This is a genomic window from Mucilaginibacter terrae (genome assembly GCF_031951985.1).
GTDB classification, from domain to species: domain Bacteria; phylum Bacteroidota; class Bacteroidia; order Sphingobacteriales; family Sphingobacteriaceae; genus Mucilaginibacter; species Mucilaginibacter terrae_A.
Genome location: NZ_JAVLVU010000001.1, coordinates 3,351,033 through 3,366,340 on the forward strand (window position 1 = coordinate 3,351,033; position 15,308 = coordinate 3,366,340).

Annotated in this window: 10 protein-coding genes, 1 tRNA gene, 2 pseudogenes and 1 other annotated feature; of the genes and pseudogenes, 6 read left to right on the top strand and 7 right to left on the bottom strand. The window is 43.5% G+C overall.

Annotated features, from left to right (window positions below):
• Positions 1-305: 305 nt before the first annotated feature.
• From thrC to ku, 7 genes are all read right to left on the bottom strand, one after another.
• The gene (thrC, locus tag QE417_RS14170; RefSeq protein ID WP_311951066.1) at positions 306-1,610 is read right to left on the bottom strand and encodes a threonine synthase; all 1,305 of its coding nucleotides are present in this window, start codon (positions 1,608-1,610) and stop codon (positions 306-308) included.
• A 215-nt stretch (positions 1,611-1,825) separates the two neighbouring features.
• On the bottom strand, positions 1,826-2,791 hold the full coding sequence (locus QE417_RS14175; protein WP_311954669.1) for a homoserine kinase: 966 nt from the start codon (positions 2,789-2,791) through the stop codon (positions 1,826-1,828).
• 76 nt (positions 2,792-2,867) lie between these two features.
• Positions 2,868-5,318 (bottom strand): bifunctional aspartate kinase/homoserine dehydrogenase I, encoded by a 2,451-nt coding sequence (thrA, locus tag QE417_RS14180; RefSeq protein ID WP_311951067.1) that lies wholly within the window; start codon positions 5,316-5,318, stop codon positions 2,868-2,870.
• An 11-nt stretch (positions 5,319-5,329) separates the two neighbouring features.
• Positions 5,330-5,451 (bottom strand) — a sequence feature (Thr leader region).
• Between the two features lie 401 nt (positions 5,452-5,852).
• On the bottom strand, positions 5,853-6,380 hold the full coding sequence (locus tag QE417_RS14185; RefSeq protein WP_311951069.1) for a DinB family protein: 528 nt from the start codon (positions 6,378-6,380) through the stop codon (positions 5,853-5,855).
• 94 nt (positions 6,381-6,474) lie between these two features.
• A complete protein-coding gene (locus tag QE417_RS14190; RefSeq protein WP_311951070.1) occupies positions 6,475-7,041 on the bottom strand; it encodes a Crp/Fnr family transcriptional regulator in 567 nt (188 codons plus the stop codon).
• 133 nt (positions 7,042-7,174) lie between these two features.
• On the bottom strand, positions 7,175-9,724 hold the full coding sequence (gene ligD, locus QE417_RS14195) for a DNA ligase D (RefSeq protein ID WP_311951071.1): 2,550 nt from the start codon (positions 9,722-9,724) through the stop codon (positions 7,175-7,177).
• Positions 9,725-9,727: 3 nt separating this feature from the next.
• A complete protein-coding gene (gene ku, locus QE417_RS14200) occupies positions 9,728-10,492 on the bottom strand; it encodes a non-homologous end joining protein Ku (protein WP_311954671.1) in 765 nt (254 codons plus the stop codon).
• A 421-nt stretch (positions 10,493-10,913) separates the two neighbouring features.
• Between ku and QE417_RS14205 the strand changes: the two genes are divergently transcribed.
• The 6 genes and pseudogenes from QE417_RS14205 to QE417_RS14230 all read left to right on the top strand — a co-directional run bounded on the left by QE417_RS14205 (position 10,914) and on the right by QE417_RS14230 (position 15,167).
• Entirely contained in the window at positions 10,914-11,315 is a 402-nt protein-coding gene (locus tag QE417_RS14205) for a hypothetical protein (protein ID WP_311951073.1), read from the top strand.
• 304 nt (positions 11,316-11,619) lie between these two features.
• Entirely contained in the window at positions 11,620-12,693 is a 1,074-nt protein-coding gene (gene prfA, locus QE417_RS14210; protein ID WP_311951074.1) for a peptide chain release factor 1, read from the top strand.
• Positions 12,694-12,754: 61 nt separating this feature from the next.
• Positions 12,755-12,828, top strand: a tRNA-Asp gene (locus QE417_RS14215).
• Positions 12,829-13,090: 262 nt separating this feature from the next.
• Positions 13,091-14,341, top strand: a complete 1,251-nt coding sequence (locus QE417_RS14220; protein ID WP_311951075.1) for a site-specific integrase — start codon at positions 13,091-13,093, stop codon at positions 14,339-14,341.
• A 92-nt stretch (positions 14,342-14,433) separates the two neighbouring features.
• Positions 14,434-14,914 (top strand): annotated as a pseudogene (locus QE417_RS14225) (DUF1016 N-terminal domain-containing protein).
• Positions 14,869-15,167: pseudogene (locus QE417_RS14230) on the top strand (PDDEXK nuclease domain-containing protein). Before QE417_RS14225 ends, QE417_RS14230 begins: the two co-directional pseudogenes overlap by 46 nt.
• Positions 15,168-15,308 lie beyond the last annotated feature (141 nt).

The following is a 15,308-nucleotide window of genomic DNA, read 5'->3' on the forward strand; positions in this document are numbered from 1 at the left end:
GTTTTTAGGAATTTATGGGCGTTTCCCTCCGGGTCGGGCTATCCGTTCCAAGTCCTCACTCCGCTATGTTACGCTCCGGGCTTTCCACTACTATCCCTAACGCAAACTGCAATTGTCTGAATCAGAATTTACTGAATTACAGAATTTTCAGAATTATGTTAACGGAGATTACATCTCAAAAACTAATCTGTCATCTCGAACGATAGTGAGAGATCCTGTTATTCATGTCAGGGTATACAGCTTTGCATAATTAACAAGATCTCTCACTATCGTTCGAAATGACATGATGGATTAGAAACGGAATGCTATTTATTCTCCAACAAAAACGACTTAAACCCTTCAAAATCTTTGCCTAAACTCACGGCTTGCTTTTCGCGCTGTTCCAGTTCCTCAACCTGCGCCGGTACTTCAATGGCCGCCGCAATATTGGCTGGGAACACATCCGGAAATTTGCATGGGTGTGCAGTAGATAGAAACACGCCCGAAACACCTTTATGCTGCGTCTGCCATTCGGTTAAGGCTTTCCAGGCAATGGCAGTGTGCGGACAAACCACATAGTTGTATTTGTCAAACACCTGCTGTATGGCTTCCGTAGTTTGTGCATCGGTATAGCTAAAGCTTACCATGAGGGTTTTAAGCGCCTCTGCGCCATCTTTAAACAAATCGGCAATACGTACCCAGTTGCTTGGGTTGCCTACGTCCATGGCGTTTGATAGGGTTGCTACCGATGGCTTGGGCTCATAAATACCGGTTTTAAAAAATGCAGGAACAGTATCGTTAGCATTAGTAGCAGCAATAAACTGTTTTACCGGTAAGCCCATTTTCCAGGCCAGCAAACCGGCACCAATGTTACCAAAGTTGCCGCTCGGTACACAAAAAGCTACGTTGGTTTTGCCTTCGCGCAGTAGTTGCGCATAGGCATTAAAATAATAGAAAGTTTGCGGAATTAACCGCGCAATATTAATAGAGTTTGCCGAAGTCAAACGGAACTCCGCGTTAAGTTCATCATCAACAAAAGCTTGTTTAACCAGTGCCTGGCAATCATCAAATGTGCCATCAATAGTAAGCGCACGTATGTTTTGGCCGTTGGTGGTTAACTGTAATTCCTGAATATCGCTTACCTTACCTTTAGGGTAAAGTATGGTTACACGGGTGTTGGGTACACCTAAAAAGCCCAAAGCCACGGCACCCCCGGTATCGCCCGATGTGGCTACCAGTACGTCTAATTGTTTTTCGCCCTCGCGCAAAAAGTAGCTCATTACGCGACTCATAAAACGTGCACCAAAATCTTTAAAGGCCAATGATGGTCCGTGGAAAAGCTCAAGCACATAAACATCATCTTCCAGCTTAACGGCCGGGGCTTCAAAGTTAACGGCATCTTCTATCAGGGCTTTTAAATCACTTTGCGGAATGGTATCGCCCAGTAAATGTTTGGCAACCTCAAAGGCAAGCTGCGGCAGCGTATAGTTGGGCAATTGCTCAAAAAAGCTATCGGGCAGGCGCGGAATTTCAACCGGCATATACAGGCCTTTATCCTGCGGCATGCTGTTAAACACGGCTTCCTGAAAAGATACCTTCGAAGAAGGGTTATTGGTACTGTAAAGTTTCATTATGATTTACTTATGTTAGCTGTGAGGACACAGCCATCGGCGGAATTATTTTTTGTGTTGTTTATGCCATGCTGTACGGATAGGGAGTAATCTTAGTGGTAAAGCTCATCACTCTGAAAGATTTCTCTCTATCGTTCGAAATGACAGTTTTGAATCTTGGTTTATTTAGTTCCTGGTTCTTGCTTCTCAGTGCTACTGCCACTAAATCACTGCCTCTAAATCACTCTCGGCCCTGCATCATTAATAGTAGACACGTAGGCGTTTGATGCAATTTTAATACTGGCCAAATGGCTTTGCAGTATTTGCGTAATAGTTTTAGCAGTTTCCTCATCGCGGGTAAAGGCAAATACCGATGGACCCGAACCTGAGATACCGAAGCTTACGGCACCGGCTTTCATGGCCAGTTCGCGCATTACATAAAAATCGGGGATGAGCATGGAGCGCACCGGCTCAACCAGTACATCTTTCATGCTGCGGCCAATCAGGTCAATATCCTGGGTGTACAGTCCGCTCACCAACCCGGCAATATTGCCCCACTGGGTAACGGCATCCTTCATATATATTTTATCGCGGATGATCTGGCGTGCCTCGCGGGTGGGCACATCCACATCGGGGAATACGATGGCGCAATACAAATCTTTAGGATGCGGTAAACGTATCACGTCCAGCGGCTCATAGCTACGGATAAGTACAAAGCCGCCCAGCAAGGCCGGTGCCACGTTATCGGCGTGACCATGACCACAGGCCATTTCCTCACCCTTCATGGCAAAGGGCAATAGCTTGGCTACATCGGTATCATCGCCCAAAAGGGTTTTTATGGCAAATAAACCTGCAACCGTACTGGCGCTACTGCTGCCTAATCCGCTGCCTATGGGCATTTTTTTGTGCAGTTCAATATCTAAACCAATATCGGTACGGCCAATGCTTTCTAAATAATGCTGTACGCTTACGCTTACCGTGTTCTTTTCGGCAGCAAGCGGCAGGCGGCCGTTATCGCCGGTAATTTTGCTGATGGTAATGCCCGGCTTATCGGTAACCCGCATAATTACCTCATCGCCCGGCTCGTTAACCGCAAAGCCCAGTACGTCAAACCCGCATACCACGTTAGCCACGGTAGCCGGGGCAAAAACCTTTACCTCGGTGCCAATAACTGGGTGCTGGTTCAAATTCTTTACTGGCATCGCTTCTTCTAATTCTTGTTCCATTTATTTTACGCTACAAAAAGCGTCTTGATTCCTTATTCTGTACTCTTTATTCTTAATTAGCGCCTACATTTATCAAATCGGCAAATACACCGGCAGCGGTTACTTCGGCTCCTGCACCCGGGCCTTTTACTACCATCGGGCGCTCTTTGTAACGATCAGTGGTAAAGGCAATGATGTTGTCACTGCCCGACATGCTGTAGAACGGATGCGTTTCATCAACCATTTGCAGGGTGATGGATGCTTTACCATCTTCCAGTTTACCTATATAACGCAATACTTTGCCACTCGCTTCAGCGTCCTGTTTCAGTTTATTAAAGTAGGCTGCATTAGCTTTTAGTGCAGCGTAAAACTCGGTTACGGTGCGGGCATCTAAACAAGCTTGCGGCAGCATATTCTCTATGTCTACATCCTCGGCTTCCATTTTATGACCGGCATCGCGCGCCAGGATCAATATCTTACGCATAAAGTCTTTGCCGCTCAAATCATCGCGCGGGTCAGGTTCGGTAAAGCCTTTTTCCTGGGCGGTTTTAACTACGTCATGGAAGTTAGCGTTGCCTTTAAAGTTGTTAAAGATGAACGAAATAGTACCCGATAATATGGCCTCTATCTTTTGCACACGGTCGCCGCTTACCATTAAATCTTTTAAGGTACGGATGATTGGCAGACCTGCACCCACGTTGGTTTCGTAGAAGAAATCAACCCCATGCTTGCGGGCGGTATCCCTGAATGTTTCATACTGGCTGTATGAACCCGAGTTGCCGATCTTGTTACAGGTAACAATGGATATAGTGGATTTGAATATGCCTTCGTAAAAAGCTATTGGTTGCGGACTTGCAGTATTGTCAATAAACACACAGTTTGGTAAGTTCATTTCTTTCATGCGGGCCACAAACTCGGTCAGGTCGGCCTGTTCGCCATAGGCGTCAAGGTCGGCGTGCCAGTCGGTTAAGTCCAGGCCATCAACGCTAAAACGCATTTTGCGTGTGTTGCTTATGCCTGCAATTTTAACCTGTATGCTGTTATGCTCCTGTAAAAATTCGCGGTGCTTTTGTAATTGCTCAAACAGTGTTTTGCCAATATTACCGGTACCCAGGCAAAACACGTTAAGCGTTTTATTAAATTGGATAAAAAAGGCATCGTGCACGGCATTTACCGCTTTAGCTAAATCGGTAGCCGAAATGATAACCGAAATATTATACTCTGATGAACCTTGCGCAATTGCCCTTACGTTTACACCGTTACGGCCTAACGCATGGAACAACCTGCCCGACATACCCGGAGTTTTGCGCATGTTTTCGCCCACTATGGCCAGTACGGCTAAATCGGCTTCTATAACCGGAACTTCCAGTTTTTGTGCACCCAGCTCAAGTTCAAATTCCTGCTCCATTAAGCGGCATGCCCTTTCGGCATCTTTAGGCTGAACAGCGAAGGTGATGCTATGCTCGGAAGATGATTGAGTGATGAGCATTACATTGATTTGCTCGCGGGCCAGCAATGAGAACAAACGACCGCTAAAGCCAGCCTTGCCCACCATGCCGCTACCCTCAAGGTTGATGATGCTGATATGATCGATAGACGATATACCTTTGATAGGCAGGTTTGAATCCTGGCAGTTATGCTTAATTACGGTGCCTTCAAAAGCAGTATCGAAAGTGTTTTTTATGACAATAGGGATGCGTTTGAGAAACGCCGGGGTCATGGTTGGCGGATAAATTACCTTTGCGCCGAAGTATGAAAGCTCCATAGCCTCGGTATAAGTAAGTTCGGGCAATGAGAAAGCCTTTTTAACCATACGCGGATCGGCGGTCATCATACCGTTTACGTCGGTCCATATCTGGATTTCGCTGGCGTTTAATGCCGATGCAAATATGGCGGCGGTGTAATCGCTCCCGCCACGGCCAAGGGTGGTTACCTGGCCGGCCTCATTACTGGCAATAAAGCCGGTTACAAACAATACTTTGCCCTCGTTTTCAGTAGCCAAACCACGGATAAGCAGATCGGTTAACTCGGTATTTACACGGGCTTGACCAAAGCTGTTGTCGGTTTTTACCACCTCGCTGGCATCTACATAAACGGCATCATTAAAATGCTGTAAGGCCATGCGGCTAATGAGCAGGGTTGAGCAACGCTCGCCATAGCTGAGGATAAGGTCGCGGGTTTTTGGAGTAAGCTCTTTGAGCACCATTACACCCTGCAACAGGTCTTCCAGCTGGTTAAAGTAAATTTTAAGGCGGGTGTAAACCGGGTTTTGCTGCGGAATATCCAACAGTTGTTTAACCACCTCAAAATGACGAATTTCTAAAGCAGCCAGGTGCTTCGAAAAATCGTTCCCAGTGGCGGCGCGTTCGGCCATATCAACCAACAGGTTGGTTACCCCGCTCATGGCCGATAAAACCACCACCAGGCCTTCGCCGTTTTGATGTTCTTGTTTAACAATGTCCATTACAGCGCCAATACTTTGTGCCGTACCTACCGATGTTCCTCCGAATTTTAAAACTTTCATGTTGCGTGATAAACAAAAACGCCTTCCCCGTTTGGAGGAAGGCGTTTTTGTTGGTTTTCTTTATTTTGGTTACACCATACAATTACCTTCCTCCGTTATCCGCCGGTGGTAATAATTGTAGTAATAATGGTGTTGTTAAAAATCATTGTTGTTTTGTAGGCCTTTGCTTACGGTTGTAAATTAAAGAGTTAAATATGGTATTTGCAAGAAAAATTTTATTTATCTATTAGAACGGTAGATTTTAATATTTCTGATTTAATAAAACTATCTTCTGTAAACGCTTACTCCATATCTACCTTATCCTTCAAATACTCGAGCGCCTTTTTTAAATCAGCTTTGGTTTTAAAGCCTTAAGTCGAAAAATTTGAGCTTTTTGCGTTATAGGCATTTCGTCGGCTCGTATTAGCCGTGTTGGTCGCAGTTGTGTAAGCGCAAGGACGACACTGGCGGTTTATCCAATGAGGGAAGATGAGGTTTTTTCAGGAACTTTCAGCAAAATCCGGTCTGGTATCGGAGTCTAAATTAAAAATTAAATCACTGCCTTTGTCTTTTAAGTTCAAAATCGAACCGATTATTGGTAATACGTTTTAATATAGCAATCTGCCCACAATGCCACATGGTATGTTTGATGTTCCAATCCAATGCCTCAAACTTGTTTTTGGCGACAGGGTGAGGGGTTGTGGTATCGGCAAGCATTTCCTCCAATTCTTCTGGTCGCAAGCTGCTGATGATTTCTAATGATGCACTGCTGATAAACTTTAGCTGCGAGTGAAGGTCCGCAGGGCTTATTTTACCTGCCACAGCAATCGGTGCACCATCAATAAATAATTTGTCATATTCTTTTAATGGCAATTTCTGGAGGATATTTGACCGGTGACCCTTGATCACCATGACCGAGTGAAAGTAATAGCTTATTATCAGGTGCCCCACCTGCCAGCTAATGTTTGATTCAACAACATCCGGGGTTGCATCCCATTGCTCATAAGGAACAGAACTGATAAGTTTATCAATCCATTTATAGGCATCGCCTGACTGCTTTAAAAGCATTTCGATATCATTCATATTGATTAAGGTCACACCGTTTTTTACATGTGTGTACAACCAAAGCTATGTTTGTTTAACGAAACATTTGTTGACCTGGATCAAGAAGCGATTTTTAAGCGATTTTACTGCGGATACGGCTTACTGTTTCCGGTTGAACATTGAGGTAAGAGGCCAGCAGGTATTGGGGAATACGGTTAGCAAGATCTGGACGCTCCTTAATGAGTCTAATATAGCGTTCAGCAGCGGTATCCATCATCATTGATCTTAAGCGGTCGTGCATTTTCAGAAACAGGTATTCATTGGTCTTGCGGCTCATACCTTCTATGAACGAATGCGTTCTGCCTAATGTTTCAAGTTGCTGTCTGTCTATAATATAAACAACAGTATTCTCCAGACAGATAATATCCTTAACAGATGGAGTATGGGTTACAAAACTATAGTAGTCCGATACAAAACTGTTTTCGTAGGCAAACTCAAATATCACATCCTTTCCGTCTTTTTTAAATACGCATTTCATCAGCCCTTTTTTAATCAGCCCTATCTTATTGCATATTTTTCCTTCGGAAATAAAGACCTCGTTTTTTTTAAGCTCGGTCATCTTGAAAGCAGCAAGGAAAACATTAGCGTCTTGTATGCTGATACCGAAAGCCTGACAAATATGACTACTAATGTCTTGCATAATATACTAAAATAGTAAAAGCAAATGTAGCGTCAATATTTCTGATCCGAAAAGCTGATTACAACTTCCTCCTTGTCTTACCAGGCAAAGCCAATACGCTAAAGCCCTGCTTGATATCTTATGATTAACCCCATTATTCCATGTCTACTTTATCCTTTAAATATTCCAGCGCCTTTTTCAAATCGGCTTTATTTTTATGAATATCTTTCCACGGGTCTTCAATTTTTTTGAGGCGCTCTGGCAGGGTATAAATAGTAAAATCAGCTAGGGATAGTTTTTCGTTTACCTCATACCAATGCAGCGGGGTTGATACGGTTGCGCCGGGCTTTGGCCGTACCGAATACGGGGCGGCAATGGTTTGTCCACGGCGGTTTTGCAAAAAGTCGATATAGGTTTTGTTGGGACGCTTGGCCGGGCTGCGTTCAATACTGGTAATGTCGGGCAGTTCGGCATGAACCAGTTGAGCGGCGTATTCGGCAAACAACTTTACAAAATCATAGTCGTATTTAGCGCCCAGGTAACAATAAATGTGCAGGCCTTTTGAGCCCGATGTTTTGATGAAAGTTTTGAGTTTCATGCGGTCGAATACTTCTTTGGTTTTCAAGGCCACCTGTACGGCCTCGGTAAATGGCACATCGTGGGGGTCAACGTCTATCACCACATAATCGGGGTTATCGGGCTTTTTGTAACTGCTGAGCCAGGGGTTTATCTCAATGCTGCCGAGGTTCACCACATATAGAAGTGTCGCCTCATCATTGCCCACAATGTAGTTGATGTTTTTATCATTACTTTCCGAGTACAACTTTTCGGTTTTTACCCATTTGGGCAGATGGGTTTCGTCCACATCTTTTTGGAAAAAGCCCGGGTCGTCGATACCATTAGGCTGCCGACGCATGGATAGTGCTTTGTCTTTCAGGTAAGGCAATATATATTGCGCAATTTCGCGGTAATAGTTTAAAAGCTCGCCCTTGCTTATCCCTTCTTTTTTCCAGTAGAGCTTGTTTTGGTTGGTTAGCTTTACCTTTTTGCGGCCATAGGCAACGGTGATTTCGTCGGCCAGTTGCTTATCGGGTGTTTCCTGTAGCACGTTATCGGGTTCTTTGTCCATACGTAATCCTTTAAAAACGGGGTGCCGCATGCTGCCTTCTTCGGTCCATTCGGCATAAAACACTTCGCAAACCAACTCGGGTTTTACCCAGGTTACTTTGCCATGGTAATTTATCTTATCTTCAAAGGGTCGCTCGTCGGTAATCAGTGGTTCGAGCTTGCCGTACAGGTCTTTCAGGCTTTCGGTGTTAAAACCAGTACCGCAGTTGCCTACGTATTTAATATTCTCGCCCTGCTGTATACCCAGCACCAGCGATCCCAAATGCTTCCTACTCCCCTTAGGTTCGGTAAAGCCGCAAATAATGGCCTCCTGCGATTTTTGAATCTTGAACTTCAACCATCGGTCTGACCGGCGACCGCAATCGTAGGCACTGTCCATATCTTTGCCAATCACCCCTTCCCAACCCTGTTTCTGGGCTTTCAACAACATATCCTTCCCTTTGCCAACAGTATGTTCCATATAAAAAATGGAAGTATCTTTAGGAAAGGTGCCAACAAAGGCTTTCAACAGTTCCTTGCGTTTAATAAGCGGCAGCTCCCGCAAATCATGACCATCCAATTGCAACAGGTCGAACACGTAATATTTGAGCAAATGCTTGTTTTTGCTGCTGTCGTAATTTTGCAGATCCTGGAAAACACTGCGACCACGACTGTCCTCCACTACAATTTCACCGTCTAACACCGCTCCCTTGGGCAGTACCTTAATGTCTTCAAAAACCTTTTCGTACTTGCTGTTAAACTCAATACCATTGCGCGATACTAAAGCGGCATCTTTACCGGTATAACCCAACGCCCGGTAGCCGTCGATCTTCATTTCGTACAACCAGTCTTTATCGTCAAATATCTCGGGCTCCAGCTTGGCCAGCATGGGTTTATAGCGGCGGTGACCAACTTCTTTTTCTCCGGCACCTGTGGCCTTGGCTTCTTTCTTTTTGGCTACTGGTTTGGCCTTGGGCAAATCAACATCCAATAATTTATGCTTGGGTAGTTTTTTTACCTTGCCGTCTTTATTATTCTTTAGCACCTTAATATTATCAGGCACAAAAGCCTCGCTATCGAACTTTTTAGTTACGGCATAATCATCCTTGTGTTTGATGAGGAGCCATGCGTTATCATCCTCTTTTTCGGCATTATGCAATTTTACCAGCGCAAATTCGCCGTTCAAAATATCGCCGTTAAGCCTGAATTTGAGGTTGCCTGCCTTTAAGCCTTTGCGCAATTCCTTGATATCATCCTTGCGGTCGTTGGCTAATGATTGATAGGTGCCTTTATCCCAGGTTATCACAATGCCGCCCCCATATTCGCCGTTGGGAATAATACCTTCAAAATACTGGTAATCATAAGGGTGATCTTCTACCATCATGGCCAAACGCTTATCGCCAGGGTTGAGCGAGGGGCCCTTAGGCACAGCCCAGCTTTTAAGCACGCCATCCAGTTCCAGTCTAAAATCGTAATGCAGGCGCGAGGCATGGTGGCGCTGTATTACAAAACGCAGCTCTTTGTTATCGCTTTTGCCACCCTTTGGTTCGGCTGTTTTTTTAAAATCGCGCTTGGCCTCGTACTTTTCTAAACTCATGGCTTAGGCTCCTTTCTTGTTGAGGCTCTGCATTAACTGATCGTACAGATCGTCGCTGCTGGTTTTGGCCACCTTAAGTTTCTTAATAGTCGGTCGTTTGCCTTTGGCTTTAGCCTTAATGATTTTCAACAGTTCTTCGGTATACTCATCCTTAAACTTCGATACATTAAAATCATCGGTATACTGTTTAATGAGCGCCAGGCCCATGTCGAGCTCTTTTTTGGTTACAGTAGCATCAGGCAGTTTGAGGTCATTGGTGCTACGCAATTCCTGCGCAAAACGAATTTTACTCACCACCAAAGCTTTTTCTACCGGGTGAATAATGCACAGGCTTTCGGTATTGCGCAGCACAAAGCGGCCAAAACCTGCTTTACCGGTTTTTTTGAGTGCCTGGAAAAGCAGGTTGTACGCCTTGCTATTTTTGGCATCGGGTTCGGCGTAGTACGATGTTTCGTAGTACATGGGGTTAATATCCTTGGCCTCTACAAAGCTTTCTATTTCGATGAGTTTGGTTTTCTCGGGACTGGCGTCTTCAAAGTCGCGCTGCTCAATTACCACATAATCGTCATTAAGCTTATAGGCACGCACAATTTTATCGTAGGGCACTTCTTTATGCGTATTTTCATTCACCCGCAAAAAACGAATTTTGGCATGATCGCGGCCATCGAGCATATCCAGATCGAGTGAGCTGCTTTGCACGGCAGAAAATAACTTTACCGGAATATTTACCAGCCCAAAGCCTATCGAGCCTTTCCATATCGACCTCATCATAACAACAATGTTTAGGTAGATATAACTCTTAAAAAGGCGATTGAGTTTTAATGATGATAATGTTTGAACAAGTTGGCTATTAACCCTTTTTTACTAAGCAAACATAATTATAGCTCCCACAATCAGGATGATTAGGAGAACAGCAAATAAAATAATAATACTCCAAAGAGTGCCAGTGCTCCATGTGCTTACGCGCTGAGCCGGGGGCAACGTGTTAAGGTACCTGTCTCTTTCTTCTTCGGCGGTGTTAGCTGAGGGCAATGAGGCGCTTTGTTTTGCATTCATAATTAATGTTAAGCAAACTTATTTACAATTGGTTTTATAAGGACATTGCTATGCAATTTACGCAAAAGCATTTGGCTGCCAACAATATATCATTTTATTTGTAGTTATAGCTCTACCCGTTGCCGTTACCAGTATGAACGCTCAGTTACAACAAATACAAAGCGCATTGAAAAATATGGTGCTCACCTATATTGAAGCACAAAAGGTGGATATTGAAAGCTCTTACGATGCTAAAGTAAATGCCGCCGAAACCAACATAAGGGTTATTGCCAATAAGCGTTTGCCGTTTTTAGTGTACGACCTGATGAAGCAGCTGCATGTGCTGGATGCCATAGAGTTTGAAAGTTCAGAAGCATCGGTGCAATACGTGGTGCAGGTAGTAGCCAGCATAACCAATTTTACCAGTATATGGGAGCATTGCCTTAGCAAATGGGGCGGTCAATTAGCTGCGCAGGTAGCTATCGAAAACCTGTTTGAGCTTTGCGAAAGCCTGAAAAGCAATTTCACAACCTTGGAAGGATTTGCGGCTCATTAGCTCAGGCTATTTCAATTTTACGTTTAAGGCTGATTCCACGGCTAATACCATTTAATACATTACTAAATTATTCATTTTACTTTTGGCTTACCCTATAACGCCTTGTGGTATAACTATTCTTGCTGATTTTGCATACCTTTGTGAACTTTTTTGCACAGGCCCTGGTGTAATAAACCCGATTGCAGCGTAAAGCTTTTGCGGGTGGGCCGGCCAAAGCAAAAGGAGCAAAACTTGCAGCGTAAAGCGGGACTATCGGGACCAAAGAACTACTGCAAGTGCTTTTCAAAAAATGAGATAAAACATCATGTTAGATAAATTAGAATTGATACGTGACCGCTGGCAAACGGTGGAAGGCGAGCTAAGCAGCCCCGATGCCATGGCTGATATGAAGCGCTTTGCGCAGCTGAGCAAAGAATATAAGGATTTAACGGTTATTGTAGATCAGTACAAGATATACAAGAACATTATGAGCAACATTGAAGCTAATAAAGAAATTTTGGCTACCGAAAAGGATGCTGATTTTCGGGAGATGGCTAAAATGGAGCTGGATGAACTCATAGTTAAACGTGAAGAGAAGGAAGAGGAGATCAGGTTAATGTTGATCCCGAAAGATCCGGAAGATGCCAAACATGCTATTATTGAGATACGTGGCGGCACCGGTGGCGATGAAGCTGCTCTTTTTGCGGGTGATCTTTACCGCATGTATATGCGCTACTGTGAGCGCCGCGGCTGGAAAACTGAACTGGTAGACTTTACAGAGGGCACATCGGGCGGCTATAAAGAGGTTGTATTGAACGTACTGGCCGATGATGCTTATGGCACCCTTAAATTTGAATCGGGTGTGCACCGCGTGCAACGTGTACCCGATACCGAAACACAGGGCCGTGTACATACCTCGGCAGCTACCGTAGTGGTTTTACCTGAGGTTGATGAGTTTGATATTGATTTGCAGGTAAGCGATATCCGTAAGGATCTGTTCTGTGCGTCTGGTCCGGGTGGACAATCGGTAAACACCACCTACTCTGCCGTACGTTTAACCCACTTACCTACCGGCATTGTGGCTCAGTGCCAGGATCAAAAATCGCAGTTGAAGAACTACGACAAGGCATTGCAGGTACTCCGCTCGCGCGTTTACGAAATGGAATTGCAGAAACATTTGGAGGAAACTTCGAAAAAACGCAAGACCATGGTATCAACCGGCGACCGTTCGGCCAAGGTGCGCACCTACAATTACCCGCAAGGCCGTGTTACCGAACACCGCATTGGACTGACCATTTATAACCTCCCTAACGTCATGAACGGTGATTTACAGGAGATTATGGAATCGTTACAGTTTGCCGAAAATGCCGAAAAATTAAAAGAAGGCACGGTTGCATAAATTTTAAAATAGTTCTTGCACAATGTAAATATGATTTCTATATTTGCAGTCCCAAACGGGAGGAGTGGTAGTTCAGCTGGTTAGAATACATGCCTGTCACGCATGGGGTCGCGGGTTCGAGTCCCGTCCATTCCGCTAAAAAGGTATCAAAACCGTTTATAACCGCTTAAATCATTGATTTAAGCGGTTTTTTTATGTCATAACCTCTCAAATCAAACCGCCTTTTATGATTCATTCGGTGACCTATTCGGTGACCTGTTTGAATTAGCTAATTTAGGTCACCGAATTAGCTTGTAATGAGTTGATTTTAAAGTGCTTGTATTGATTTTTTTGAGCTTAAAACAGCTCATTTGAACGCAAAATTAATGCGATTAAGTAACTTAAAAATTAATGTGTTATGAAAACAACCCAAAGATTCTCAGTTCTTATCTGGGCTGACAAACGAAAAACAGATGTTGCAGGACTGGTACCGATCTATGCAAGGATCACTTATTTAGGAAAACGTGCGGAAATTTCGCTTAAAAGAAGAGTGCATCCCGCTAAATGGGATTGCCAAACCGGATTTCTTAAAGGAACAAGCCCGGAAGCCAGGAGGATCAATGCTGATATTAATTATACACTGGATGAAATCGACAAGGCTTTTAAATTCTTAAAGCGCAAAGACGAATTTATTACTGCTGAAAAAATCAAGTTGCAATATTCCGGCGAAGAGGCAGAAAGAAAAATGTTGCTGGAAGTTTTCGATCAGCATAATGCAGACCTGGCAAAACTGGTGGGAAAAGACTTTGTAAAAGCCACTCTTACAAAGTACAATACAGTCAGAAGCCGCGTGTCAGGCTTTATAAAGCATAAATTCCAAAAAGATGATGTGTATCTCGACCAGATAGACTTCGCCTTTGTCTCGGGCTTTGAAATGTATTTGAAAACGGAGTGCGTAATTGAGCACAATACCGCTATGCGCTATATTAAAAACCTGAAAAAGATCATCAACCTGGCCGTAAATAACAAGTGGTTGGTTCATAACCCGTTTAATGCTTTTAAATGTACTTACCGGAAAGTTAACCGCGATGTTCTCGAATGGGAAGAAATTGAGTTACTGGCTTTGCACGAATTCAAAGTGAAGCGGCTTGACGAGGTAAGAGATACTTTTCTTTTTTGCTGCTTCACTGGGTATGCTTTTATTGATGTAGAAAAACTCACTACTCAAAACATTGTAAGTGGTAAAGACAAAGTCCTATGGATTAAGACGACCCGCACAAAAACTGAGATTGAAGCCAACGTCCCTCTTATTCCTCAGGCAGTTGAGATTTTAGATAAATATGAAGATCATCCTTGTCGCACTGTAGAGAATAGATTATTGCCTGTTAAGAGCAACCAAAAAATGAATGCCTATTTGAAAGAGATTGCAGACCTCGCTGGCATTAACAAGAACCTAACGACTCACATTGCAAGACACACTTTTGCAACTACGGTGACACTGGATAATGATGTACCGCTTGAGTCTGTCAGCAAAATGCTAGGACATACTAAGCTCACCACAACTCAGATCTATGCCAAAACTAAAGACAGGAAGGTAAACCGTGATATGACCGCATTAAAGAACCGGCTTAAAGAACAAAAAGGGATAGTGGAAGGAGAATCGTTATGAACTTAAATGAATCAATTATAACCGATATTTAATCGATATTAAATAATTCTAGGGATCAAGCCGTCCATGCCGTTGATCAAGAAAGGGTGCTGATGTATTGGCAGATTGGAGAAAGAATTTTTGAAGAGGAACAAGGTGGTGGAGAACGTGCCGAATATGGCTCCCGGCTCCTGAAATTCCTATCAGAAAAGTTACAGCCACAATTTAGTACAGTTTTTTCAGATAGGAATTTGGCTTGGTTCAGGCAATTTTATAAAAATTTCCCAATTGTGTCCGCACTGCGGACACAATTGAGTTGGTCACAATAAGTCTTTATTGAGTTTAAATAGCGATGATAAAGTGTCGTTTTACAGAGAAGAAACGATTAAAAACAATTGGACAGCAAGGCAGATGGACAGGCAGATTAGTAGCCAACTCTATGAACGGTTATTGCTTAGTACAGATAAAGAGAGTGTTTTGTCAGTTGCGAGAAATGAAAAGCCACCAATTAGTGCCAAAGACATTATTAAAGACCCGATGGTGCTTGAATTCTTGGACTTAAACCGGAGTCCGCATACTATGAAAAAGATTTAGAAAATGCGCTGATCATCCATCTACAGGAATTTATGCTGGAATTGGAAAATGGCTTCTCTTTTGTTGCAAGGCAAAAGCGTATCCATTTGGATGGTAACGATTTTTTATTGATATAATATTTTCTAACCGGTTGCTACAATGCTTTGTTATTGTTGAATTGAAGACCCATAAAATTACCCATCAGGATATCGGGCAATTGCAGATGTACATTGCAGAGTTTTCTTATTGCCACCCGTCAGAAATATTTGTTTAATCATATCATTCATTTTTTGATCTGTATTGTATATTAGGATTTTAAAATATTTCCAATACTAAGCCACACTTCATGGGATCTAAACCGAACCAACTACGTCAATTAAATTCGATAAGCTCTTATTCGACTTCATTGTCGCTC